The organism is Geodermatophilus sp. SYSU D01105 (assembly GCF_054050095.1).
Genome location: NZ_JBJGYR010000007.1, coordinates 170,586 through 194,905 on the forward strand (window position 1 = coordinate 170,586; position 24,320 = coordinate 194,905).

Annotated in this window: 22 protein-coding genes and 1 riboswitch; of the genes, 11 read left to right on the forward strand and 11 right to left on the reverse strand. The window is 76.6% G+C overall.

Translation table 11 applies throughout. The annotated features are described in order from the left end of the window. Positions 1 to 46 precede the first annotated feature (46 nt). The 6 genes from ACI79I_RS08780 to ACI79I_RS08805 all read left to right on the forward strand — a co-directional run bounded on the left by ACI79I_RS08780 (position 47) and on the right by ACI79I_RS08805 (position 6,711). A complete protein-coding gene (locus tag ACI79I_RS08780; RefSeq protein ID WP_456944911.1) occupies positions 47 to 748 on the forward strand; it encodes an NYN domain-containing protein in 702 nt (233 codons plus the stop codon). A gap of 5 nt (positions 749 to 753) precedes the next feature. Beyond that, the gene (locus ACI79I_RS08785; RefSeq protein ID WP_456991929.1) at positions 754 to 2,262 is read left to right on the forward strand and encodes a phospholipase D-like domain-containing protein; all 1,509 of its coding nucleotides are present in this window, start codon (positions 754 to 756) and stop codon (positions 2,260 to 2,262) included. 77 nt (positions 2,263 to 2,339) lie between these two features. Then, positions 2,340 to 2,576, forward strand: a complete 237-nt coding sequence (locus ACI79I_RS08790; RefSeq protein WP_456944913.1) for a hypothetical protein — start codon at positions 2,340 to 2,342, stop codon at positions 2,574 to 2,576. A 155-nt stretch (positions 2,577 to 2,731) separates the two neighbouring features. Further along, positions 2,732 to 3,373 carry a flagellar brake protein gene (locus ACI79I_RS08795; protein WP_456991930.1) on the forward strand — a complete coding sequence of 214 codons (642 nt, stop codon included), beginning with the start codon at positions 2,732 to 2,734 and terminating at the stop codon, positions 3,371 to 3,373. A gap of 30 nt (positions 3,374 to 3,403) precedes the next feature. Next, positions 3,404 to 5,101 carry an ABC transporter gene (locus ACI79I_RS08800; protein ID WP_456991931.1) on the forward strand — a complete coding sequence of 566 codons (1,698 nt, stop codon included), beginning with the start codon at positions 3,404 to 3,406 and terminating at the stop codon, positions 5,099 to 5,101. After that, positions 5,098 to 6,711, forward strand: coding sequence for a GTPase (locus ACI79I_RS08805; protein ID WP_456991932.1), 1,614 nt, complete (start codon positions 5,098 to 5,100; stop codon positions 6,709 to 6,711). Before ACI79I_RS08800 ends, ACI79I_RS08805 begins: the two co-directional genes overlap by 4 nt. A 141-nt stretch (positions 6,712 to 6,852) precedes the next feature. On the opposite strand, the gene ACI79I_RS08810 is transcribed toward ACI79I_RS08805, so the two are convergent. Next, a complete protein-coding gene (locus ACI79I_RS08810) occupies positions 6,853 to 7,356 on the reverse strand; it encodes an ATP-binding protein (RefSeq protein ID WP_456944917.1) in 504 nt (167 codons plus the stop codon). 166 nt (positions 7,357 to 7,522) lie between these two features. On the opposite strand from ACI79I_RS08810, the gene ACI79I_RS08815 reads away from it, so the two are divergent. Further along, complete coding sequence (locus ACI79I_RS08815) at positions 7,523 to 8,242, forward strand: ANTAR domain-containing protein (RefSeq protein WP_456991997.1); 720 nt, start codon at positions 7,523 to 7,525, stop codon at positions 8,240 to 8,242. Here the strand turns inward: ACI79I_RS08815 and ACI79I_RS08820 are convergent. Then, the gene (locus ACI79I_RS08820) at positions 8,205 to 9,158 is read right to left on the reverse strand and encodes a nucleoside hydrolase (RefSeq protein WP_456991933.1); all 954 of its coding nucleotides are present in this window, start codon (positions 9,156 to 9,158) and stop codon (positions 8,205 to 8,207) included. The two genes, ACI79I_RS08815 and ACI79I_RS08820, sit on opposite strands and share 38 nt — an antisense overlap. 12 nt (positions 9,159 to 9,170) lie before the next feature. Next, on the reverse strand, positions 9,171 to 10,514 hold the full coding sequence (locus tag ACI79I_RS08825) for an APC family permease (protein ID WP_456991934.1): 1,344 nt from the start codon (positions 10,512 to 10,514) through the stop codon (positions 9,171 to 9,173). A gap of 325 nt (positions 10,515 to 10,839) precedes the next feature. On the opposite strand from ACI79I_RS08825, the gene ACI79I_RS08830 reads away from it, so the two are divergent. Both ACI79I_RS08830 and ACI79I_RS08835 read left to right on the forward strand, forming a co-directional pair. Continuing rightward, the gene (locus ACI79I_RS08830; protein WP_456991935.1) at positions 10,840 to 11,532 is read left to right on the forward strand and encodes a hypothetical protein; all 693 of its coding nucleotides are present in this window, start codon (positions 10,840 to 10,842) and stop codon (positions 11,530 to 11,532) included. Positions 11,533 to 12,401: 869 nt separating this feature from the next. Further along, complete coding sequence (locus ACI79I_RS08835) at positions 12,402 to 14,447, forward strand: SpoIIE family protein phosphatase (RefSeq protein WP_456991936.1); 2,046 nt, start codon at positions 12,402 to 12,404, stop codon at positions 14,445 to 14,447. A 57-nt stretch (positions 14,448 to 14,504) separates the two neighbouring features. On the opposite strand, the gene ACI79I_RS08840 is transcribed toward ACI79I_RS08835, so the two are convergent. Both ACI79I_RS08840 and ACI79I_RS08845 read right to left on the reverse strand, forming a co-directional pair. After that, positions 14,505 to 14,933, reverse strand: a complete 429-nt coding sequence (locus tag ACI79I_RS08840) for an ATP-binding protein (RefSeq protein ID WP_456991937.1) — start codon at positions 14,931 to 14,933, stop codon at positions 14,505 to 14,507. Between the two features lie 118 nt (positions 14,934 to 15,051). Beyond that, positions 15,052 to 15,585, reverse strand: a complete 534-nt coding sequence (locus tag ACI79I_RS08845; protein WP_456991938.1) for a DUF1697 domain-containing protein — start codon at positions 15,583 to 15,585, stop codon at positions 15,052 to 15,054. 117 nt (positions 15,586 to 15,702) lie between these two features. Between ACI79I_RS08845 and ACI79I_RS08850 the strand changes: the two genes are divergently transcribed. Next, a complete protein-coding gene (locus ACI79I_RS08850) occupies positions 15,703 to 17,037 on the forward strand; it encodes a uracil-xanthine permease family protein (RefSeq protein WP_456991939.1) in 1,335 nt (444 codons plus the stop codon). Positions 17,038 to 17,050: 13 nt separating this feature from the next. Here the strand turns inward: ACI79I_RS08850 and ACI79I_RS08855 are convergent, their stop codons facing one another. From ACI79I_RS08855 to ACI79I_RS08880, 6 genes are all read right to left on the reverse strand, one after another. Then, a complete protein-coding gene (locus ACI79I_RS08855; RefSeq protein WP_456991940.1) occupies positions 17,051 to 17,818 on the reverse strand; it encodes an energy-coupling factor transporter transmembrane component T family protein in 768 nt (255 codons plus the stop codon). Then, positions 17,815 to 19,206, reverse strand: a complete 1,392-nt coding sequence (locus ACI79I_RS08860; RefSeq protein WP_456991998.1) for an ABC transporter ATP-binding protein — start codon at positions 19,204 to 19,206, stop codon at positions 17,815 to 17,817. Before ACI79I_RS08860 ends, ACI79I_RS08855 begins: the two co-directional genes overlap by 4 nt. A gap of 32 nt (positions 19,207 to 19,238) precedes the next feature. Next, complete coding sequence (locus tag ACI79I_RS08865) at positions 19,239 to 19,853, reverse strand: ECF transporter S component (RefSeq protein ID WP_456991941.1); 615 nt, start codon at positions 19,851 to 19,853, stop codon at positions 19,239 to 19,241. Further along, positions 19,850 to 19,953: riboswitch (TPP riboswitch) on the reverse strand. (Overlaps the previous gene by 4 nt.) A 144-nt stretch (positions 19,954 to 20,097) precedes the next feature. Continuing rightward, positions 20,098 to 21,390, reverse strand: a complete 1,293-nt coding sequence (locus ACI79I_RS08870; protein ID WP_456991942.1) for an Nramp family divalent metal transporter — start codon at positions 21,388 to 21,390, stop codon at positions 20,098 to 20,100. 108 nt (positions 21,391 to 21,498) lie between these two features. After that, positions 21,499 to 22,221 (reverse strand): Mut7-C RNAse domain-containing protein, encoded by a 723-nt coding sequence (locus tag ACI79I_RS08875; RefSeq protein WP_456991943.1) that lies wholly within the window; start codon positions 22,219 to 22,221, stop codon positions 21,499 to 21,501. A 19-nt stretch (positions 22,222 to 22,240) separates the two neighbouring features. Beyond that, positions 22,241 to 23,698 carry an aminotransferase class I/II-fold pyridoxal phosphate-dependent enzyme gene (locus ACI79I_RS08880; protein ID WP_456991944.1) on the reverse strand — a complete coding sequence of 486 codons (1,458 nt, stop codon included), beginning with the start codon at positions 23,696 to 23,698 and terminating at the stop codon, positions 22,241 to 22,243. A 96-nt stretch (positions 23,699 to 23,794) separates the two neighbouring features. On the opposite strand from ACI79I_RS08880, the gene ACI79I_RS08885 reads away from it, so the two are divergent. After that, positions 23,795 to 24,307 (forward strand): VOC family protein, encoded by a 513-nt coding sequence (locus tag ACI79I_RS08885; RefSeq protein ID WP_456991945.1) that lies wholly within the window; start codon positions 23,795 to 23,797, stop codon positions 24,305 to 24,307. Positions 24,308 to 24,320 lie beyond the last annotated feature (13 nt).

Here is a 24,320-nt window from a genome sequence, read left to right on the forward strand (position 1 = left end):
CGGTCCGCCGTCCACCACCTCGCCGCCCACCCGGCAGACTGCCCCCGTGAGCGACCTCGACCTGGACCTGGCCGGTGAGCCGGACGCCGACACCGCGGACGGCGCGCGGGAGGGCCGGGCCCGCCCGGCGCTGGACCTGCTGATCTGGGACGCGCCCAACATCGACATGACCCTGTCGACGGTGATCGGCGCCCGCCCGACCGCTGCCTCCCGCCCGCGGTTCGACGCCATCGCCGCCTGGTTCGTGGAGGGCGCGGGCGACCCGCTGGCGCCGGACGCGCCGGAGGTGGAGGCGTGCGTGTTCGCGAACATCCCGCCGGTCGTCGGTTCCCTGCAGCGGTGGGTCGAGGCGCTGCGCAGCTTCGGGTTCGCCGTGTTCGCCCGGCCCAAGACGCAGCCCGACGACGACATCGACCAGGACATGCTCGACCACATCGCCGTCCGGCAGCACAGCCACCGCCTGCGCCGGCTGGTCGTCTTCTCCGGGGACGGGCGCAACTTCGCCGAGCCGCTCGAGCAGCTGGCGCGGTCGGGCACGCAGGTCGTCGTCGTCGCGTTCAGCGAGGTCGCCGGCTACGCCATCGGGTCGGACCTGCTGGAGTTCATCGACATCGAGGACGTGCCCGGCGCGTTCGTCGAGCCGCTGGACCGCGTGCGGCTGGACGCCCTGCCGCCGGACGGCGCCTGGCTGCGGCCGACCCGGAGCCTGCGCGACTTCGTCTCCGGCTTCCTGCGCCGCAACGGCTGACGGGGGTGTTCGACGAGGGGTCCGGGCCGGTCGCCACCGAGGAGCTCCTGGTCCCGGGGGAGACCTGCTGGCGGGTGGAGCGGGCCGACCGGCACGCGGTCTTCGTCGACGCCGCCGACTACTTCGCCGCGCTGAAGGGGGCGGTGCTGCGGGCGCAGCGGCGGGTGCTGTTCATCGGCTGGGACTTCGACCCGCGGATCCGGCTGGACCCGCGCCGCTCGGGACGACGGCACTCGGGGTCCCGGCGCGCGGACAAGCTCGGGCGGGTCCTCGAGGACGCGGTCAAGGCCAACCCGCAGCTGGAGATCGGCGTCCTGCAGTGGGACTACGGGATGGTCCTGGCCCTCGGCCGCGGGCTCGCCCCGATCGTGCTGCTCAACCGCCGCACGCCGTCCCGGCTGACCATGACGGTCGACACCCACCACCCGGTGGGCGGCGCGCACCACCAGAAGATCGTGGTGATCGACGACTGCCTGGCCTTCGCCGGCGGCATCGACGTCACCGCCGACCGCTGGGACACCCCCGAGCACCTCGACCGCCAGCCGCTGCGCCGCCGTCCGTCGACGCACCGGCCGACCGGGCCGTGGCACGACGTGACCAGCCTGGTGTCCGGGCCCGCCGCCCGGGCGCTCGGTGACCTGGCCCGCGAGCGGTGGGAGAGCGGCACCGGCCGCTCCCTGGAGCCGGTCCCCGACGTCGAGGCCTGCTGGCCACCCGACGTCGAGCCGCTGCTCACCGACGTCGACGTCGCGATCTCCCGCACCCGCCCCGAGTACGGCGGCGACGAGCTGGTCCACGAGGTCGAGCTGCTGTGGCTGGCCGCGATCGCCGGCGCCCGGCGCACCGTCTACATCGAGAGCCAGTACTTCGCCAACCGCCGGATCGCCGAGGCGATCGCCGAGCGGCTGCGCGAGGACGACGGGCCGGAGTTCGTGGTCGTCAACCCGGAGAGCGCCGACGGCTGGCTGGAGGAGAAGGCGATGGGCACCGCCCGCGCCAAGCTGCTCGCGCTGGTCGGGGACGCCGACGTCCACGACCGGTTCCGGCTGTACGTGCCGGTCACCGCGGGACGGCGGCCGGTCTACGTGCACGCCAAGGTCATGGTGGTCGACGACCGGCTGCTGCGGATCGGCTCCTCGAACCTCAACAACCGGTCGATGGGTCTGGACACCGAGTGCGACCTGTCGATCGAGGCCCGCGCCGGTGATCCGCGGCGCGACGAGCTGGCCGGGGCGGTCACCGGTCTGCGCGACCGGCTCCTCGGGGAGCACCTCGGCGTGCCTCCGGAGGCCGTGGCCGAGGTGGTGGCCGGCTCCGGCGGCTCGCTGGTGCGCGCGGTGGAGAGCCTGCGCCGGCCGGTCGGCCGCTCGCTGGTGCCCTTCCGGGCGCCCGACCTCGGCCCGGTCGAGCGGGTGCTCGCCGACACCGAGCTGCTCGACGCCGAGCGGACGCCGAACCGGTGGCGGCGCATCCGGCGCAGCTTCCGCCCCCGGCTGGGGTCCCGGGCCCGCTGACCCCGCCGGGCGGCTCGCCGGTGTCCCCGGGTCCGCCCCGGGGAAGGAGAGGACCTCCGGACGGGTGAGGAGGGGTCATGGCGGTCTGCGAGGTCTGCGGCAACGACTACGAGCTGGCCTTCGAGGTGGTGGCCGCGGGCGCACGGCACACCTTCGACAGCTTCGAGTGCGCGATCCACAAGATGGCGCCGGTGTGCGAGCACTGCGGCTGCAAGGTCATCGGCCACGGTGTCGTCGTGGAGGGCTCCTTCTACTGCTGCGCGCACTGCGCCCGGCAGGTGCACGGGGACGCCCCCGTCAGCGACTCCGCCTGACGACAGCCGCGGGAGCACCGCCCGAGGAGCGTCTCTCCCCCTGCCGGGTGGGGTCTGCGTCGCGGCACGGTTGCAGGTGGCAACGGCGGTTACCGTTCCCTCCTGAGCGACGTCTGCGGAGCTGCCGTGTCGCGGAACGGAACGGAGGGGTGAGCATGGCCGTCGTGGCTGGGGGCGTCCACCCCGCGGTGGACGCCGAGGCCGAGGTGACGCTCGCGGGCCACCAGGTCTGTGTGAGCACCCGGGTCGAGGCCTCCGGCGACACCACGCTCGTCCTCCGCCCGTCCAGCAGCGAGTTCGTCGACCAGCAGGTGGTCCGCGTCGGCGACCGCGTGGAGGTCTTCTGGCGTGACGGCGCGGGCGGCTGGATCATGCCCGCGGAGGTGGCCACCGTCGCCCGGGGCGCCGTGCCGCGCTGGCACCTCGCCGTGACCGGTCCCGCGGAGCAGACCCAGCGCCGCGAGGCCGTGCGCGCCCGGGTCGCCCGGCCCGTCGTCCTCGCGGTCAACGGCGTCGACCTCGAGGGACAGAGCCTCGACCTGAGCGAGGCCGGCACCCGCTGCGTCGTCGAGGCCTACGGCAACCCGCCGCTGCCCGGCGCCGGGCTCGGGGTGACGGTGGAGCTCGAGGACGGCGCGATCACGACCTGGGCCGAGGTCGCCCGCCAGCTCACGCGGGGCTCCCGCTGGCAGCTCTCCCTGCGCTTCGTCGACCTCCCCGAGCGGGAGCAGGACCGGCTGCGTCGCCGGGTCTTCCGGGCGCTGCGCGAGGAACGCGCCACCCGCCCCGACGACTGAGGACGGCGACGGCGGGGCAGATCCCCTGGTGTGACGCTCCCTGCCCGCCTGCCCGAGGCCCTGGTCGCCCTCCGGGACGCCGTCGCGGCCGCTCCGCTCGGGCTGGCCACCCCCGGGAGCGAGCCCGCCCGCCGGGCCGCCCGCGGCGTGGTGGAGCAGGTCGACGACTACCTCCTGCCGCGCCTGCGCGACCTCGACGCCCCACTCCTCACCGTGGTGGGCGGCTCCACCGGCGCGGGCAAGTCGACCCTCGTCAACAGCCTCGTCGGTGCGCCGGTGACCACCTCCGGCGTGCTGCGGCCCACGACGCGGTCGCCCGTGCTGGTCTGTGCTCGCGTCGACGTGCCGGCGTTCGAGGGGGACCGCGTGCTCCCCGGCCTGGCCCGGGTCACCGGCTCGTCCGGGGGCCCCGGGACGCTGCAGGTGGTGGCGCGGGACGACGTCCCCCCGGGGCTGGCCCTGCTCGACGCGCCGGACGTCGACTCGGTGGTCGAGTCCAACCGCGAGCTGGCCGCCCAGCTGCTGGCCGCCGCCGACCTGTGGGTCTTCGTCACCACCGCCGCCCGCTACGCCGACGCCGTCCCCTGGGACGTGCTGCGGACGGCGCAGGAGCGGGGGACCGCGCTGGCCGTGGTGCTCGACCGGGTGCCGGTCGGCGCGGCCGGCGAGATCGCGCCCGACCTCGCCGGCATGCTCGAGCGCGCCGGCCTGTCGGGGACGCGGCTGTTCGTGGTCGAGGAGCGGCCGCTGGTCGACGGCCGGCTCCCCGAGGACCAGGTCGCCCCCATGCGGCAGTGGCTGCACGCGCTCGCCGCCGACCAGGAGCAGCGGGCGGCGGTCGTCCGGCAGACCCTCACCGGCGCACTGGCCAGCCTGGAGGACAGGGTGGCCGGCATCGCTGAGGCCGTCGACGAGCAGGCCGCGGCCGCCACCGCGCTGCGCGGGGCCGCGGCCGCCGCCTACACCGCCGCCTACGACGGCATCGAGGAGGGCGTGCGCAGCGGCAGCCTGTTGCGCGGGGAGGTGCTCGCGCGCTGGCAGGAGTTCGTCGGCACCGGCGAGTGGATGCGCTCGCTGCAGAGCTCGATCGGTCGGCTGCGCGACCGGGTCAGCGCCGCGCTGACCGGGCGGCCCACCCCGGCCGAGGACCTCACCGGCGCCCTGGAGACCAGCGTGGAGACGCTGTTGAGGGCCGAGGCCGACCGTGCCGCCGAGCGGACCGTCACCGCGTGGCGGGCGATGCCCGGCGGGCCGGCGTTGCTGGCGGCCAGCGACGAGGACCTCGAGCGGGTCTCCGAGGACTTCCCCGAGGCCGCCGCCGCGCAGGTCCGGGACTGGCAGGGCCACGTGCTCGACCTGGTCCGCGAGGAGGGTGCCGGCAAGCGGACCCGTGCCCGCGTCCTGTCCTGGGGGGTCAACGGCGCCGGCGCGGTGGTCATGGTCGCCGTCTTCGCCCAGACCGGCGGCCTGACCGGCGGCGAGGTCGCCGTCGCGGGCGGGACGACCGCGCTGGGTCAGCGGCTGCTGGAGGCGGTGTTCGGGGACGCCGCCGTCCGCTCACTGGCCGCCCGGGCGCGAGAGGACCTGCAGGCCCGCGCCGATGCCCTGCTGCGCTACGAGCAGGGGCGGTTCGAGCGACTGGTCGACGCCGTCGGTGCCGCACCGGACGACGCCGCCCGGCTGCGCACCGCCGTCACCGCCCTCGGCGCCGCCCGGACCGACCGGTGAGGCGGGGCACCGCGCCGCTGGCCGACCGGCTGGCGGCCCTCCGCGAGGCGGTCGAGGTGGCCGAGGACCGGCTCGAGGTGCCGGAGGTCGGCCGGGCCCGCGCGCTGCTGGCCAAGGCCGGTGCCCGGGAGGCGCTCGGCGACGCGACCGTCGTGGCGCTGGCCGGGGCGACCGGCAGCGGCAAGTCCACCCTGTTCAACGCGCTGTCGGGCGCCGAGGTCAGCACGCCCGGCGTCCGTCGGCCGACGACCGGCGTCGCGCACGCCACCGTGTGGGTGGCCGACGGCGGTCCGGACGACACGACCGACCGGCTGCTGGACTGGCTGGAGGTCCCCCGCCGGCACCGGCACGCCCCGGAGCCGGCCCTCGACGGCCTGGTCCTGCTCGACCTGCCCGACCACGACAGCATCAAGCTCGAGCACCGGCTGGAGGTGGACCGGCTGGTGCAGCTGGTCGACGTGCTGGTGTGGGTGCTCGACCCGGAGAAGTACGCCGACGCCGCCGTCCACGACCGCTACCTCGTGCCGCTGGCCGGCCACGCCGGCGTGCTGCTCGTCGTCCTCAACCAGGTCGACCGGCTCGACGCCGTGGCCGCCGAGGAGTGCCTGGCCGACCTGCGCGCGCTGCTGGACCGGGAGGGGCTGGCGGACACCCCGCTGCTCGCGGTCTCGGCGCGCACCGGCACCGGCCTCGGCGAGCTCCGGGCCGACCTCGCCCGGCGGGTGTCGGCCCGGCGCGCGGCCACCGACCGGCTCACCGCGGACGTCCGCGACGTGGCCCGGGCGTTGTCGGCCCACTGCGGCGAGGGCGGCCCCGGGGTGGGACGCCGGGAGCGTGAGCAGCTCACCGCCGCGCTGGCCGAGGCGGCCGGGGTGCCGACCGTCGCGGCGGCCGTGGCGCGCTCGACCCGGCGCAGCGGGACGGCGGCCACCGGCTGGCCGGTCGTCCGCTGGACCCGCAAGCTGCGCGCGGACCCGCTGGAACGGCTCCACCTGGGCGCGGCGCAGGACCCGGCACGCGGGGGTTCGGCGGGCTCCCGGACGTCGCTCCCGGCGGCCGGCGCGGTGCAGCAGGCCGGCGTGACGCGGGCGGTACGCGAGGCGCGCGAGGCCGCCGGCGAGGGCCTGCCGCAGGCGTGGCGGGACGACCTGCGGCGCACCGTCGAGGTATCCGAGCAGCAGCTGGCCGACCGGCTCGACCGTGCGGTGGCCGGCACCGACCTGGGCCCCTCGCGCACGCCGCTGTGGCAGCGCGGGGTCGGCGGTCTGCAGTGGCTGCTGACCCTCGTCGCGCTGGCCGGCGCGCTGTGGTTGCTGGCCCTGGTGGCCCTGGGCCTGTTCCAGCTCGACGACGTCGTCCCGCTGCCCCGGGTGGAGGGGTTGCCCCTGCCCACGCTGCTGCTGGTGGGCGGGTTGCTGGCGGGGGCGCTGCTGGCCCTGGTCGCCCGGCCGTTCGTGGGCCTGCGTGCCCGGCGGCGGGCGCGCCGAGCCGAGGCGCGGCTGCGCGCCGCGGTGGACGTCGTGGCCCAGGAGGAGGTGCTGGCACCGATGGCGGAGGTACGTGAGGACCACGACCGGTTCTGCGCCGCCGTCACCCGCGCCGGCAGGTAGGCGGGGACGGCACCTGGCCGCGGGGTGGACCGGTCGCGGGGGCTCTGCGGGTCTCCCGATCGGGACACGGGAGGGGCTCAGCTCAGCGGGGGGACGGCACCTGGCCGCGGTGCGGTCCGGTAGGACCGCGATGTCACCGCCTCAGTCCTGGTGGCGGGGGATCTCCGGCGCCCGGGGCTCCGGCACCCACTCCTGGGCGCTCTCCAGCGGCTGGCGGCCGTTGGGCAGCCGCGCCCACACGTGCTTGCGGCCGGGCCGGTTCTCCCAGCCGTACTCGGAGGACAGCTGCGCCACCAGGTGCAGCCCCATGCCACCCAACGCGGGGTCGCGGTCGACGGCGGGGACCGGCGGCTTGTCCGGCGCCTCGTCGCTGAGGTCGAGCAGCCAGCCGTCGGTGCCGGCCACCACCAGGGCGCGGACGGCGCCACCCCCGTGCCGCAGGGCGTTGGACGCGAGCTCCTCGAACACGAGCAGCAGCCCGTCGCGGGCGTCGTCGGTGGAGGCCGAGCAGACCGACGGGTGCGCGATGCGGGCACGCAGGTCGGCGCGCACCCGGGAGACGACGTGCATCGAGTCCAGCTGCCAGTGCCAGACGTCGCCGGGCATGGAGGGGACGGGAGCGTGCGGCCACGTCTCCTGGCCCATCGCGACCTCCTCGCCGGTGCTGGGCGGACTCCCGGCCCGTCCGCGGCCAGCCCGGGGTCCATCCTGACCGAAACGGCCGCGTCCTGCAGAAGCGGGTGGGGTCGCGCCGGGATCCGGGGGGTCCTCACGGGAGGTCTGGGCAGGGCAGACTGGCCGCGTGGACGAGATGTTGCGCGACCTCTCCCGGGTGGTCCTGGCCGAGCGCGCCCTCGCCGACGTCCTCGGTGAGATCACCGACCTGGCCAGCCGCGCCATCCCGGGTGCGGAGTCGACGTCCATCACCCTGATCCGCGGGGACAAGGCGTTCACCGCCGCGCACACCGGCGAGATGGCGCTGGCCGCCGACGAGATCCAGTACGAGCGCGGTCACGGGCCCTGCATGGACGCCGGCCGTGCCGGGGTGGTGCTGCGGATCGACGACATGCACACCGAGCAGCGCTGGCCGGACTACACGGCCCGCGTCACCGAGGTCGGCGTCCGCAGCTCGCTCTCGGTGCCCCTCCCGTACCAGGGCAGCGCGATCGGCGCGCTCAACGTCTACTCCTCGCAACCGGCGGCCTTCGCCGCACCGGAGGCGGAGGAGGTCGGCCGCGCGGTGGCCGAGGCGCTCGCGGTCGCGGTGGCCAACGCCGACGCGCACGACCGGCTCGCCGAGCACGCCCGCAACATGCGGCTGGCGATGGAGTCGCGGGCGGTCATCGAGCAGGCGAAGGGCGTGCTGATGGCCCAGCGCCGGGTGGACGCCGACCAGGCCTTCGAGATCCTCCGCGAGGCCTCCCAGCGCTACAACCGCAAGCTGCGGGAGATCGCCGCCGGCATCGTGGACTCCACGCACGACGGCGGCCGGGTCACCGAGCGCCCCGGCTCAGCGCCTCCAGCCGGCTGACCAGGAACTCCACCGCGGCCGGGCTGTCGACCGTCTCGGCCACCTCGACGGCGGTGGGCGAGTCGGAGACGGTGCGCCGGTCGACCAGGGTCTGGCCGCGGCCGGCGCCCAGGGTGGTGTCGACGACGACGTCGCGCCGCGCGGTGCCCACGGTGCCCGGCACGATCGCCTCGGTCAGGGCCAGTGCGTCGTGGACGACGACGCCCGTCGTCCCGTACTGGGCGCGGGCGTGGTCCACGTACTGCTGGAGGACCGCCGCCGCCGTCGCCCCGATCGGCCCCGCGGCGGCGAACCGGGCGATCCCGTCGGCGTCCAGCACCGTCGGGACCGTGACGTCGAGCCCGACCAGCACGGTCGGCACCCCCGAGCCCAGCACCCGCTGGGCGGCCTCCGGGTCGGCCCAGACGTTGAACTCCGCAGCGGCGGTGACGTTCCCGCCCCGGCCGGCCGAACCGCCCATCAGCACCAGCCGGCCGATCCGGTCGGCGGCCTCGGGGTAGGTGGCCAGCAGCAGCGCGATGTTCGTCCACGGCCCGATCGCGGCCACGGTCACCGGCGTCTCCGAGGCCAGCAGCAGCTCGGCGAGGGCCACCACGGCCGGACGCGGGTCGACGGCGGCCGGGGAGGCCGGCAGCTGCACCCCGCCCAGTCCGGTGCCGCCGTGCACGTGCCCGGCCCGCTCCGGCTGCCGGTAGACCAGCGAGTCCCGGGCTCCGGCGGCGACCGGGACGTCCGAGCGCCCCGCCAGGTGCAGCACCCGCAGCGCGTTGTCGGTGGTCTGCGCCAGCTCGACGTTGCCGTGCACCGTGGTGACCAGCCGCAGGTCCACCTCGGGGCTGGCCAGGGCCAGCAGGATCGCCAGCGCGTCGTCGATGCCCGGGTCGGTGTCGATCACCAGCGGGGTGCGGTCGGCCACCGGGCCATCCTGTCAGCCGGCGACGGAGCGCTCCCGGGGCTCGGTCCGGTCCCGCCGCCGGCGCGCGACCTGCGTCCCGGCGTGCAGGAGCACGCCCACCGCCAGCAGCACCCCGGCGCGCACCCACGTCCCCGCCTCCTGCCGCGCCAGCAGGAGCAGGCAGGAGGCGATGCCCAGGACCGGCAGCACCGTCGGCGCCCGCCAGTGGTCGGCCTCCACCCGGTCGCGGCGCAGCACCAGCACCGCGGTGTTCGTGCTGAGGAACACCAGCAGGAGCAGGAGGACGACGGTGTTGGCCAGCGCGGCCAGCGAGCCGGTCGCGGTCAGCACCATCGCCACCGCCGTCGTCACGGCGATCGCCACCCAGGGGGTGCGGCGTCCCGGCAGCACCCGGCCCAGCGCCCGCGGCAGCAGGCCCTGCTCGGCCATGCCGAACGCCATCCGGCTGGCCATGATCATCGTCAGCAGCGCGCCGTTGGCGACCGCGATCAGGGCGACGAGGCCGAACAGCTGGTCGGGGATGCCGGCGTCCGCGGCCCGGACGACGTCCAGCAGCGGGCCGCTGGAGCCGGCCAGCTCCTCCGGTGGCAGCACCACCGCGGCGGTGAGGCCGACGAGCACGTAGACCACGCCCGCGGTGAGCAGCGCGCCGAACAGCGCCCGCGGGTACACCCGGCGCACGTCGCGCACCTCCTCGGCGACGTTGGCCGAGGTCTCGAAGCCGACGAAGGAGTAGTAGGCGAGCAGCGCCGCGCCGAGGACCGCCGAGCCCGCCGAGACCCCGGGCGGGAACTCCACGGTGCGGCCCAGGTCGCCGTCCCCCCGGCCGAGGACCACGGCCCCGAGGACGACGACGAGCACCAGGCCGGAGGCCTCCACCAGCGTCATCACCGTGTTGGCCCGCAGGGACTCCTTGATCCCCCGGGCGTTGAGCAGCGCCACGAGGAGCAGGAACACCAGTGCCGCCGGCGCGGCGGGCACGTCGAGGAACACGCCCAGGTAGTCGCCGGCGAAGGCCAGGGCCAGGCCGGCCGCGCTGGTCACCCCGGCGGCGAGCATGCAGAAGCCGACGAGGAACGCGACCACCGGGCGCCGGAACGCCCGCTCGGCGAACACCGCCGACCCGCCCGCCCTCGGGTACTTGGTGACCAGCTCGGCGTACGAGGCGGCCGTCAGCAGGGCCAGCAGGAGCGCCAGCACCAGCGGCACCCAGATGGCGCCACCCACCTCCGCGGCCACCTCGCCCACGAGGGCGTAGACGCCCGCGCCGAGGACGTCCCCGAGGACGAAGAGGTAGAGGAGCCTGCCGCTGACTGCGCGGCGCAGCCTGGTCTCGGGTTCGGCCGGTCCGGTCACCGGTCGAGTCTCGGCAGGCGGGACCGACCCGGCAAACCGGGACCGACCCGGCGGACCGGGCCCCGACACGCGGGCGCGCCCCAGCGGGTCCCGGGGTGACCGAGCCCCTGACCAGCGGCTCCCACGCTCGGGAGGGCACGGCTTGTCGACAAGGCCCTGGGACGAGCGCGGGGTCACCGGCCGGTGCGGAGACCCGCTGCAACGGTTCGGTCACGCGCTCTCCGGGAGGTGTCCCGAACGGCCGTCCGCGCGGGCCGCCGTCCCTACCTTTCTCCTTGTCCGCGGCACCTTCCCCGGTCGCGGCAACTACCTGCAGGAGGACGTCATGGCGTTGGACCGGGCACCCGTGACCCGCGCGTCCCGCGTGGCGGACGACCTGACCCTCAGCGGCCTGCTCGACGTGCTCGAGCGCGCCGACGAGCTGCCCCTGCGCCGGCCGCGGCCGGGCCGGGCGGCCGTGCTGCGCCCGGGTGCGGCCCGGCGGCCGGCCCGTTCCCTCCCGGTCGCCCGGCCGGTGCCGGCGCCCCGGCCCCGCCCGGCCGCGCCGGCGTCCTCCGCCGCACCGGTGCCGGAGCCGCCGGCCGCCGCCCCCCGGCCGGCGGCCGACCAGCCGGCGCGGCCGAGCCTGCGCGCCCGGCTGCGCGGGCTCGTCCGCCGCCTGGCCCTCTGGGGTGCCGGGCCCGACGGCGCCCACCTCGCGTGGGGCCGCCCGGTCCCCCCGGCTCTCCGTCCCGACGGCCCGGTGGTGCTCACCGAGCTGCCGAACACCCCCACGATCCAGCCCGCGGCGCCTTCCCCCGCCGCGGCGCTCCGTCCGGCCCGGGCTCCCCGGCCGGTCGCTCCGCCCCGCGTCCCGGTGGTCCCCCCGCTCGCCCGGCAGGTGCCGGCACCGCGGCCCACCCCCTCCCCGGGAACCGCGCCGGCCGGGCACCGCCGAGGAACGCCCCGGGCCTCCGCCCCGGCCCGGGCGCGGGGTGACCCGCGGCCACCCCCGGCCCGGGGATCGCCGTCCGGCTGATCCCAGCGCGACCACGGCCCTCGCCGCGGACGCCGTCCACCGCACCCCCGCCAGCCCGCCGGCTGCCGGTCACCGCCTTCCCCCTCCGGTGACCGCGACCGTCGCCTCGGCACCGTCTCGCTCCTCCTGGCCGACCTCGCACCGCCCCGCCCGTCCCCTCGTGACGGTGGCACCCGCCGCCCCAGTCGTCCCGCTCCACCGGTACTCGCCTCGACCTCCCGCCGACTGCGCCCCGACGCAGCGCGCGGACCCACCAGGGAGGCGCAGACCGCTGGGCGGCCGGCTCGCGGCACCGGGCCGCCGTCCGCGGGAGGGACCAGGTCATCCGCCGGCACCCGCGCCCCCGGGTCCGACCGGCACGACCTCGCCGGGCGCCGTCGCGGGTCCGCGCCGCCGGGTCGCCTCCCCGGCGCGGCCGGGAGTCGACGCAGCAGACCGGCCGGGCCACGGAGCCGCCGTGCTCGCCGGGCGCCGTGACGCTGGACGCCCGCACGCAGGACGTGACCCTCGTGCCGGCGGACGACGACCGTCCGCCCCTCCCCGCCCGACGGCGGGCGCCCTCCCGGACCGGGGGCGCCCGCCGTCGGTCGTTCTCCCGGCGAGGCGTGACCCTTGGGCAGCAGGCTCGTTCCCCAGGGTGGAGGAACGCTCCACGACGACGCGGTCGCTCGCGACCGCTCGGGTCCCGCCCTCCCTGCCCCCGGGGGCGGGACCCGTCCGCGGTGTCGATCCCGCCACACCTGTTGTACGGAGGGCCACGCCGTGAGACAAAGGACCAGCCGGCCGTCTCCCCGCGGGCACCGGCCAGGCCGCGGCCGAGCCGCGTCAGCCCCCGCCGCCCGGCCCCTGGATTGCGAGTGACTCGAGACGTGAGCGTGGACCGGCCGCGCCCGGTGGCCGGGTACCCCGAGCCCGAGCTCGCCCGACTCCGCTTCGACCTCGCGATCGACGCCGCCGGCATCGGCAGCTTCGACTGGGACCTGGTCACCGGCCGGCTCACCTGGGACGACCGGTTGCTGGCGATCTTCGGCTACGACCGCGCGACGTTCGACCAGACCATCGACGCCTTCGCCGCGCGGGTGCACCTGGACGACCGGGACCGGACCCTGGCGGCCCTGCAGGGCGCCATCGACGCGGTCGGCGAGTACGACGCGGAGTTCCGGATCGTCCTGCCCACCGGGGAGACCCGCTGGGTGCAGGGCCGCGGCCGGGCGCTCGCCGACGCCCACGGGGTCGCCGTCCGCCTGCTCGGTGCCGGCTACGACACCACCGACCACCGGCACGCCGACGCCCGCGTCGCCCGGGTGCTGGAGTCGATGAACGCGGCGTTCTTCGCCCTCGACCGGCAGTGGCGGTTCTCCTACGTCAACGCCGAGGCCGAGCGGGTGCTGGGCCGCTCCCGCGCCGAGCTGCTCGGCGGCGACATCTGGGAGCTCTACCCGCACGCCGTGGACAGCGACTTCGAGGTCCACTACCGCGGGGCGGCGGCCACCGGCCAGGAGCGGGTCTTCGAGGCCTACTACCCGCCGCCGCTGGACGCCTGGTACGAGGTGCGGGCGTGGCCGGGCCCCGACGGGCTGTCGGTGTACTTCCTCGACGTCACCGAGCGCCGGGCGGCCGAGGAGCGGGCGCGTGCGGGTGCCGCCCGGCTGGCGATGATCGCCGAGGTCAGCGCGGTGACCGCCGAGACGCTGACCGCCGGCAAGGGCGAGGAGGCCGCGTTGCAGCGGCTGGCCGAGGCGGTCGTCCCCGTGCTGGGCGACTGGGCGATCGTCAGCCTCGCGGGGGAGGACGGCCGGATGCGGGACGTCGGCTCGTGGCACGGCGACCCGGACGTCCGGCCCGCGGTGGAGCGCTATGCGGGCCTGCGCCTCGCCGCCATCCGCCCCGACGCACCGGTCATGCGGGCGCTGGCCTCGGGGCGGACGCTCACCGTCGACGACGTCGGGGCCACGGTGGGCAACACCCTGACCGGCGAGGCGGCGGAGCTGTTCTGGCAGCTGGCACCGCGGACGGCGCTGACCCTGCCGCTGTCGGCCCGCGGGCGCACGCTGGGCGCGCTCAGCGTCTACCGGTCGCCCGACCGGCCGCGGGTCGGCGCCGACGACGTCGCGGCCGCGCAGGAGGTCGCCTCCCGGATGGCGCTGGCGCTGGACAACGCCCGCCTCTACGAGCAGCAGCGCAGCCTGGCCGAGGGCCTGCAGCGCAGCCTGCTCACCGAGCCGCCGTCCGCCGACTCGGCGGAGATCGTGGTGCGCTACCTGCCGGCGGTCCAGGTCGCCGAGGTGGGCGGCGACTGGTACGACGCCTTCCTGCAGCCCGACGGGTCGACCGTGCTGGTCATCGGCGACGTCGTCGGCCACGACACCGCCGCCGCGGCCGCCATGGGCCAGCTGCGCGGGATGCTGCGCGGCATCGCGCACCGGCCCGACGTCGGCCCGGCCCGGGTCCTCGCCGACCTCGACGCCGCGATCGAGGGCCTGGGCATGCGCACGATGGCGACCGCGGCCGTCGCGCGGGTCGAGCAGACGCCGGAGCAGCGCGCCGCCGGGCTGACCAGCCTGCGCTGGTCCAACGCCGGGCACCCTCCGCCCCTGCTGCTGCACGCCGACGGGCGGGTGGAGGAGCTCGCCGGGGAGCGCCCGGAGCTCATGCTGGGCGTCGACCCGGCCGCCCGGCGCAGCGAGCACGCGGTGACCTTCCGGCGCGGCGCCACCGTGCTGCTCTACACCGACGGCCTGGTGGAGGGGCGTGACCTGCCGCTGGACGAGGGCATCGCCCGGCTGCGCGGCGCGCTGGCCGAGCTGGGCAGCCTGCCCCTCGAGCAGTTCTGCGACGCGGTGATCGAGCGGCTGCGGCCGGAGGGCCTGCAGGACGACATCGCCCTGGTCGCCATCCGCCTGCACCCGCAGTAGGAGGACCCGTCCTCCTCACCGCTCGCAGGCTCGCGGCGAGCCCCTGGACGGGGCCGCTCAGGAGCTCAGGACGGCCCAGACGTGCTTGGCGCCGGCGGAGACGTACCAGCCGTGGTCGGTGGCCAGCTCCGCGATGAGGTAGAGCCCCAGGCCGCCCTCGCTGGGGTCGCGGCCCACCGCGGGCGTCGGCGGCGTGGCGGCCGCGCTGTCGGAGACCTCGATCAGCCAGCCCGCCCCGGTTCCGCGGACCGCCGCGGCCACCCGACCGCCACCGTGCCGCAGTGCGTTGGAGGCCATCTCGTCGAGGGCGAGCACCAGCCGGTCGCGGAGGTCGACCGTGGTGGGGTCGACGGCGCTGAGGTGCCGACGCAGCTCCGCCCGGACCCGCGGCAGCTCGGCGACGTCGGCGAGCTCCCACCGGAGGCCCTCGCGGGCCGCCGGAGGAGTGGCCGACGGCCAGACCGGCCCGGCCGTCTCCCGTGTCACGCCGCTGGTCCCCTCACGTGCTCGTCGCCCGGAGGCGCACCTCGCTGCGGCCCGCGGGCGAGCCGAACACCTGCGTATGGCACCACCGGCCCCCCGCTAAACCTGGCTGTAACAGGTGTCACACGGCGCCCAGATCGGCCAGCTTCCGGACGGTGTTCCAGTTCCGCGAGGTCCCCGGCACGCCGAGCAGCGTGTCCCAGCGCCACGACGCCAGCGGCGTGCCGGCGATCCCGTCGGGCAGCCAGAGCAGCAGTTCCCGGCCGACGACCCGGTACTCGCCACGGTCCGCCGGGGGCAGCGCGGCCACCCGCTCGGGGTCCGGCGGCCGACGCAGGAAGGTGACGAGCAGCCGGGCCGGGTCCGTGGCGACGGCACCGAGCGGGTCGGCGGCCACCAGGTCGGCGACCTCCGTCCCGGTCCGGACGACGACGGGGACCTCGAAGCCGAACCGCTCCCGCAGCGCCGCCTCGACGTCGGCGGTCAGCTCGTCGGCGGACAACGGGCTGTCCAGGACCACGTTGCCGCTGCGCAGGTGGGTGCGGACGCCGCCGTGGCCGCGCGCGGTCAGGGTCTCCCGCAGCTCGGGCATCCCCATCTGCCGCGCCCGCCCCAGGTTGACGCCCCGGAGCAGCACCACGTAGCGCGTCGGCACGGGCGGCACCGTAGCGCCCCGGCCCGGGGGCCCCCGCACCGCAATGGGGACGACACCGGCCCGGAACAGAGCTCCGCGACCCTGCTGGCGGACCGACGCCCAGCCCCAGGAGTCCCGATGACCACCACCGAGCCGACGACCGCCCCGGCCCACGACCGCGCCGACCCCGATGCCCGCCCGCCGTGGACCGTCGCGGTGCCGCTCGGGCTGCAGCACGTCCTGGCGATGTTCACGTCGAACCTCACGCCGGCGATCCTCCTGGCCGGCGTCATCGGCGCGACGACCGGCGAGGCGGTCCTGCTGGTCCAGGCCGCGCTGCTGTGCGCGGGGCTGGCCACCCTCCTGCAGACCGTCGGCATCGGCCCGGTCGGCAGCCGGCTGCCCCTGATGATGGGCTCGGGCTTCGCGTTCATCGCCGTCGCCGTCCCGCTCGCGGGGGAGTACGGGCTGTCCGCCGTCCTGGGCGGGGTGCTGGTGACCGCCGCCGTCCAGGTGGCGATCGCCCTGGGCATCCACCGCATCGCGTTCCTCTTCCCGCCCGTGGTGACCGGGACGATCATCCTGGTGATCGGGCTGGGACTGCTGCCCAGCGGCGTCAACCTGGCCGCCGGTGGCGTGGGGTCACCCGACTTCGGCTCGCCGGTGGACCTGGGCGTCGCCGCGCTCGTGCTCGTGCTGACCGTGGTCCTCAACCAGTTCTGCCGCGGGCTGCTGTGCACGGCCTCGGTGCTCGTCGCCGTCGTCGTCGGCTACCTGGTCGCGATCCCGCTGGGCCTGCTGGACCTCTCCGGCGTCGGCGACCGGCCGCTGGTGGCCGTGCCCACCCCGTTCGAGTTCGGGGTGTCCTTCCCGCTCGTCGCGGTGCTCTCGATGGCCGTCGTCGGCGTGGTCAACATGGTCGACTCGGTGGGCACCGTCCACGCGGTGACCGAGGGCGGGGCGGGGCGCCCGGCCACCGCCCGCGAGCTGCGCGGCGGCATCCTGGCCGAGGGCGGCAGCGCCGTCCTCGGCGGGGTGTTCGGCGCCCTGCCGACGACGATGTTCAGCCAGAACATCGGCCTGGTCGCCCTCACCAGGCAGATGAGCCGACACGTGGTGACCATCGGCGCGCTCGTCCTCGTCGGGCTGTCCCTGCTCCCGCAGGTCGCGGCGGTGCTGGCCGCGATCCCGCCGGCGGTGCTCGGCGGGGGCGTGCTGGTCCTGTTCGGCATGGTGTGCGCGATCGGCGTGCAGCTGCTGAGCAAGGACGGCCTGGACACCCGCGGGCTGCTGATCGTGGCGCTCTCGGTGGGCCTGGGCCGGGGGATCGCCGCCGCGCCGGACGCCGTGGACCGCGTCACCGGCGAGTGGGGGGCGCTGTTCGACTCGGGGATCGTCGTCGCGGCCGTGGTCGCCGTCGTCCTCAACCTCGTGCTGCCCGGCCGGTCCCGCCGCCCGGTGCCCGCGGCCTGACGGCCCCGGGGCCTCAGCCGAGCAGCGGGTCCCAGGCCCCGGTGGTCACGCTCAGCGCCACGGCGGCGGCGCAGACGGCGACCGCGCCGGCGACGAACCAGCCGTCGCGGGCGCGCAGCACCGAGCCGCGGGCGTTGGAGCGGGGGACGCCGGAGTCGAACCCGCGGGCGTCCATCGCCGTCGCCAGCCGGGTGCCGCGCCGGATCGCCGCCACCAGCAGGGCGAACGCCGTGCCGGCGAGCAGCCGGGCCCGGGCCGCCGGGTTCGCCCCCGCGTCGACACCCCGGGCCCGCCGGGCCAGCCGGATGGTCTCCCACTCCGCGGCCAGCAGCGGGACCAGGCGCAGCGCGGCCAGGGCGCCGTAGGCGAACCGCGTCGGCACGCGCCAGTGCAGGGTGAGCGCGTCGGCCAGCCGGACCGGGTCGGTGGAGGCCACGAGCAGGATCCCGGGCAGCGCCAGCGCGATGACCCGCAGGCCCCAGGTGGCGCCGCTTAGCCAGGCCGTCGCGCCGTCGGCCGCGCCGAAGGCGACGTTGACCCAGGCGACCCCGGCCGCACTGAGCAGCAGCGGCCAGGTCCGGCGGAGGACCTCCCGGGGCGTGGTGAGCCCGGCGGCCGGCAGCAGCGCGAGCTCGGCCGCGAGCACCACCGCCGGGGTGACCAGGTCGCCGCTGACCAGCAGCACGACCGTGAGGACGGCGATGGCGCCCAGCTGGGCGACCGGGTTCACCGCCGACAGCGGGACCGGGCGCACCGGGCCGAGGGCGAGCGGCGGGGTCACGGGACCGCCACCGGGACCCCGAGGCTCAGGACGTCGTCGGCCAGTGCGGCGACGACGTCGGCGTCGTGGGTCACCAGGCACAGGGCGCGGTCGCCGTCCTGCTGCTCGGCCAGGAGGGCCACGAGTTCCGACCAGGTGTCCCTGTCCTGGCCGAAGGTCGGCTCGTCGAGCACCAGGACCGGGGGCCCGGTGGCCAGCGCGGTGGCGACCGACAGCCGCCGCTGCTGCCCGCCGGAGAGGGTGAAGGGGTTGGCGTCGGCCAGCGGCGCCAGGCCGAGCCGCTCCAGCAGCTCGTCGGCGCGCCGGTGGGCCGCACCCTCGCCGGCGCCGGCACGCAGCGGGCCGAGCGAGAGCTCGTCGCGCACCCGGCCGGTGAGGAACTGGTGCTCCGGGTGCTGGAAGACGGTGCCGACCCGGGCGACCAGCTCGCCGGCCCGCCAGCGGGACGGCGGCCGGTCCGGGCGCCGCAGCCCCGCCGTGAGCGCCGGCCCAGCGGTGACCCGGCCGGTCGTGGGTGCCCGCAGGCCGGCCAGCAGCAGCGCCAGCGTGGACTTGCCGGTGCCGTTGGGACCGGTGACGGCCAGGGTCCGGCCCGCCCGGAGGACGGCGTCGGCCGGCGGCAGCGCCGGGGTGGCCGCGCCGCGGTGGGTGTAGCCGGCCGCCTCCGCCGTCAGCAGCACCGCCCCGGCGGGGTGCGCGCGCCGGTCGGGGAGGCGCAGCGGAGCAGGGGCCCACCCCGGACCGTGCTCCACCACGCCGCCGCCCGCCCGCAGCTCGACGACGCGGTCGACCAGCGGCAGCCAGGACGCGGCGTCGTGGTCGACGACCACCAGCGTGGCGCTCCGGTCGGCGACGGCCCGGGAGACCGCGCCGCGCACCAGCTCGGCGCCGTCCGGGTCCAGCTGGGCGGTGGGCTCGTCGAGGAGCAGCAGGCCGGGACGGGGGGCGAGCGCGCCGGCCAGCACCAGCCGCTGCTTCTGCCCGCCCGAGAGGGCGCCGGTCGCCCGGTCCCGGCCGAGGTCGAAACCGACCGCGGCCAGGGCGGCGTCCACGGCCGGCCCGATCGCGGCCGGCGGGGTGCCGACGTTCTCCAGCCCGAAGGCGACGTCGTCCCCGGCGCGGGTCATGACCAGCTGCGAGTCGGGGTCCTGGAAGACCATGCCGACGCGCTGCCGCCGCCGGTCGGGCGGCTGCCCGTCGACGGTCAGCTCGCCGACGGCATCCCCGCTCTCGGGCTCCAGCAGCCCGCCCAGCGCCCGCAGCAGCGTGGACTTGCCCGACCCGGAGGCTCCGGTGAGCAGCACCCGCTCACCGGGCGCGACCACCAGGTCGACGTCCCGGACCGCCCAGGCCCGCCGGGTGGCGTGCCGGAAGCCCCACCCGGCCAGCCGGACGGCGGCCGGGGCACCACCGGTCAGCGTCAGACCCGGGTGCGGCCGGAGGCGAACGCCGAGAGCGCACCGCTGGCGGCCAGCGCGCGGGTCAGCGCCGTGCTGCCGAGCCCGGCGATGACGGCGGTGCTGGCCACGACCAGCGCCACGTAGGTCGTCTTCCAGCCCGCGGTCCAGTCCGGGTAGTAGTAGACGAGGTCGAGGACGGCGGCCATCGCGCCGGCCAGCGCCGCGGACAGCAGCGCCTGCGGCCAGCCGAAGCGGCGGTACCGGGCGACGGCGAACCCCGCCTCGCCGGCCAGGCCCTGCAGCAGGCCGTAGACGATCGTCGTCGTCCCCCACGCCGAGCCGAGGAGCGCGGAGACGATCGCGGCGACCAGCTCGGCGAACAGGCCGGCGCCGGGCTTGCGCACCACCAGCGGGGCGAGCACGGCGGGGATGAGCCAGACGCCGTACATGAACGCCTGCGCGGGCGGGAAGGCGGCGAAGGCCGTGCCCGTGCCCGCCCACAGCAGGCCCCAGGCCCAGAAGACGACGCCGAAGGCGACGCCCAGGACGGCGGTGACGACGATGTCGACGGTGCGCCAGCGCGCACGCGCCCCGGTGGGCGCAGTCGACGACGGACGGACGGCCTGCTCGGCCATGACTTCCTCCAGACTCCCTGCGCCGGCATGACCCGGATCAGGTTCGAGGGTCTGCGGGATCCCGCACTCTCAGCGCCGAAGCGCTCCCCTGCTGTGTGTGTTCGGTTGTGGTGCCAGCCTAGCCCGCTCCGCCGCTGCCGCCGTCCGCCGGTGTCCCCCGTCCGCCGGTGCCCCCGTGATCATGGCGCCCGGCCCCCTGCTCCCCGCCGCTCGCAGGCTCGCGGTGGGGGGCAGGGGGTGTCCTTCACCCGAGGACGAAGCCCAGCAGCAGGTGGGCGTTCAGGCCGATGATCAGCGCGGCGACGACCGCACCGGCGATCGTGGTGACCGGCCGGTTGACCCAGTTGCCCATGACCGAGCGACGGGCGGTCAGCCACAGCAGCGGCACCAGGGCGAACGGGATGCCGAAGGAGAGCACCACCTGCGACCAGACCAGCGCCGTCGTCGGGTCGCCGCCGAGGACGAGCACCGCCAGGGCCGGCGCCAGGGTGATCAGCCGGCGGGCGAGCACCGGGATGTGCCGGCGCAGGAAGCCGGCCATGACCACCTGGCCGGCGTGGGTGCCGACCGACGAGGAGGCGAAACCCGAGGCGAGCAGCGCGAGGGCGAAGGCCAGGGCGGCTCCGGTGCCGAGCTGGTCGCCCAGCCCCGCGTGCACGCTCTCCAGCGAGGCGATGCCGTCGTCGGCGGTGAACAGCTGCGCGGCGATCACCAGCATCGCGGCGTTGACCAGCCCGGCCAGCCCCATCGCCACCAGGACGTCGATCCGCTGGGCCTTCAGCAGCCGGCGGCGGCCGGACGCGGTGCGCCCGGCGGTGACCACGTCGCCGTAGCGGCCCGGGGTGAGCGCGGAGTGCACGTAGATGACGTGCGGCATCACCGTCGCGCCCAGGATCCCGGTGGCCAGCAGCAGGCTCTCCGACCCGGAGAACGACGGCACCAGGCCGCCCGCGACCCCGCCGGCGTCGACGCCGGAGCCCACCAGCGTGTAGCCGAAGCCCAGGCCGATCACCAGCAGCAGCCCGGCGATCACCCGCTCGAAGGGCCGGTGCCCGCGGGACTGCGCGGCCAGCAGCACGAACGCCACGACGGCGGTGATGACCCCGCCGATCGGCAGCGGCACCCCGAAGAGCAGGTACAGCGCGACCGCGCCGCCGACGATCTCGGCCAGGTCGGTGGCGATGGCGACCGCCTCGGCCTGCAGCCACAGGCCCCGCGTCACCGGGCGCGGCAGCTGCTCGCGGCAGAGCGTGGCGAGGTCCCGTCCGGTCGCCAGGCCGAGCTTGGCGGTGAGGCTCTGGATCAGCATCGCCATGAGGTTGGCCGCCACGATCACCCACAGCAGCGTGTAGCCGAACGAGGCGCCGCCGGAGAAGTTGGTCGCGAAGTTGCCCGGGTCGACGTAGGCCACCGCGGCGACGAAGGCCGGGCCCAGCAGCGGCCAGATGCGCCGCCGGCCGCTCGTGTCGCGGGCCGGTCTGGGGACGCCGACGAGGGTGGTGGGCAGGACGGCGGCCTCGGTCTTCGAGAGGTACACGGCGGCCTCGCAGCGGTGGAGCGGGTGGGTGGGCGCTCCTCCCTGTGCCCGCCGCGGGTGACACGCCGGGGCCAACGTGTGGCCCCCGGGGGCCGAGGTGAGGCTGTCCTACGCGGTGCCGGCACCCCGCCGCTCCGCCGCCGCGACGACCGCCCCGATCCGGCGGGCGTGCGCGCCGCGCCAGTAGACGCGGCCGCAGGCCGGGCAGCGGGAGAACTCGTCGTGGGTCCGCCGCGTCCCCGGCGGCAGCCGGTCGGCGATCTCCGCCTTGGCGACCGGCTGCAACAGGGCGCCGCAGGCGGTGCACCGGGTCAGCGGCGCCAGCGGGGGAGCGAACCGGTCGAGGACGTCGGCGAGCTGGTCGTCGGGTCGGGCGCCGCGCACCAGGGCCCCGGAGGGCAGCGCCCGCCGCATCAGCAGGCCGCGGTCCTGGGTGAGCAGGACGCGCTCCTCCGCCGCCGCGCGGGCCACGAGGTCGGGGTCGTCGGCGTCGTTGGACCACGCGGCGTCCAGCCCGAGCAGCCGCAGCCGGCGGGCCAGCGCGCCCAGCCCGACGTCCAGCAGGAAGCCACCCGGCGGCAGCGGCTGCGGCCGGGCGGCCTCCGACACCTCCACGGTGCTCCCCGGCCGCGTCCGCTCGGTGGCGCCGGCGGGGGTCCCGTCGACCCGGAGGCCGCCGACCTCGGTCAGCGGCACCCCGGCGGCCTGGACGACGTGGCCGATCGTGGCGTCCGGGTCGAACCGCATCCGCCGGACGCCCCGGTGCCGGTCCCGTCCCGGCAGGAGGAAGCGCAGCGACACCGGGACGACGACGTCGACCGCACCGGTCACCGTGCGCCTGCCCCGGGGCTCATGAGACGACGCGGAGGGTCTCCATCGACGGGTCCGCCGCGTCCGGGACGAGCATCCCGGCCCGGACGCCGCTGGTCAGGTAGTCGACGACCTCCTGACCGATCCGCTCGCCGGGCGCCAGCACCGGCACTCCCGGCGGGTAGGGGCTGACCATCTCCGCGGCGACCCGGCCGACCGCCTCGGCCGCCGGGACCTGCTCGGCGCGGGCGAAGAAGGCCTCCCGCGGGGTCATGGCCTGCTCGAGCTCGAGGGCGGGCGGCGAGGGGAGGTCCACCCGCGGCGGGCGCTCCATCGACGGGGCGGCGTCGACGAGCGCCCACAGGGCGTCGACCAGCACCTTCTCGGTCTCGTCGTCGTCGGCGTGGGTGAGCCGGGCGTTGACCCGGAAGGTGTCGGCCGAGCCCAGGTCCACGTGGCAGGCGGCCCGCAGCCAGTCGCCGGCCTGGAAGCCGGTGATGCCCAGCCCCCGGACGTCGATGGTGATCGCCAGCGGGTCGAGGTCGAAGGCGCCGCCGGTGCCGATGACCTCGCGGCCCATGACCTCCAGGCCCGGCATGGCCGCCACGTCCTCCCGCACCCGCAGCGCCCGGGCGATCGCCGTCCCCAGCAGGTCGCGGCCCTGCTCGACCATCTGCCGCCGCCAGCCGTCGAGGGTGAGGTAGACCAGCGCCGAGGAGCTGGTGGTGCCGAGCAGGTCCTCCCGCTGCTTGAGCACGTCCGGGTCGACCCGCTGGCCCTTGAGGTGGAACACCGAGCTCTGCTCGATCGCCCCGCCCATCTTGTGCACGCTGGTCACGACGACGTCCGCCCCGGCGTCCATGCCCCAGGCCGGCAGGTCGGGGTGGAACGGCAGGTGCGCGCCCCAGGCCTCGTCGACGATGAGCGGCAGGTCGCGCTCGTGGCAGGCCTCCGCGACGCCGGCGATGTCGGCGCAGGTGCCCCAGTCGGTCGGGGTGATCAGCAGCATCCCCTTGGCGTCGGGGTGCCGGGCCAGCGCCCGGCGGACGTCCTCCGGCTCCGGCGGGTGGGCCAGGTGCCGCTCGGGGTCGACGTGCGGGTGCACCCACACCGGCCGGATGCCGCTGATGATCAGCCCGGCCACCACCGACTTGTGCGCGTTGCGGCTGACCAGCAGCTCCTCGCCCGGACCGGCGACCGAGATCATCGCGCTCTTCACCGACAGCGAGCTGCCGCAGGTGGAGAAGAAGGCCTTGTCGGCGTCGACGGCGTCGGCCATGAGGTCCTCGGCCTGGGTGGTGATCGCCTGCGACTCGCGCCGGTCGTCGAGCCCGTTGAGCGAGAGGACGTCGGAGGCGAACACGCCCTCGCCGACCACCTCGACCACCCGCGGGTCGGCGCCGCGGCCCTGCTTGTGGCCGGGCGGGCCGTAGACGACGTCCCCCCGGCGGCGGAACTCCTGCAGGGCCTCGAGGACGGGTACGCGCGAGTGGTCCATGGCCCGCCCCTACCCGGGGAGGCGGAACAGATACTTGAATTCTCAAGCAAAGCCGCGCAGACTGGCCCCAGTCCGACCGGAGACAGGAGCCCGACCATGCCCGTCCAGCGCCTCAACCACGCCGTCCTCTACGTCCGCGACGTCGCCCGCAGCCACGCCTTCTACCGCGACGTGCTCGGCTTCCGGGTGAAGATGGAGATCCCCGGCGCCGCGGTGTTCCTGCAGGCCGAGGGGTCGAGCAACGACCACGACCTGGGCCTGTTCCAGATCGGCGCGGGCGCCGGCGCGTCCGAGGCCGGCCGCCGCACCGTCGGCCTGTACCACCTGGCCTGGGAGGTCGACACGCTCGCCGAGCTCGCCCGGATCCGCGACGCGCTGCTGCAGGCCGGGGCGCTGGTCGGGATGTCCGACCACGTGACCACCAAGGCCCTGTACGCCCACGACCCGGACGGCCTGGAGTTCGAGGTCTCCTGGCTGCTGCCGGCCGAGTTCATCACCCCCGAGCTCATGGAGGGCGCCGCCATGACCTCGCCGCTGGACCTGGACCGGGAGATCGCCCGGTACGGCGCGCACACCCGCGGCGGCGTGGGCGTCTCCGTCCCCGCCTGAAGGGGCAGCGGAG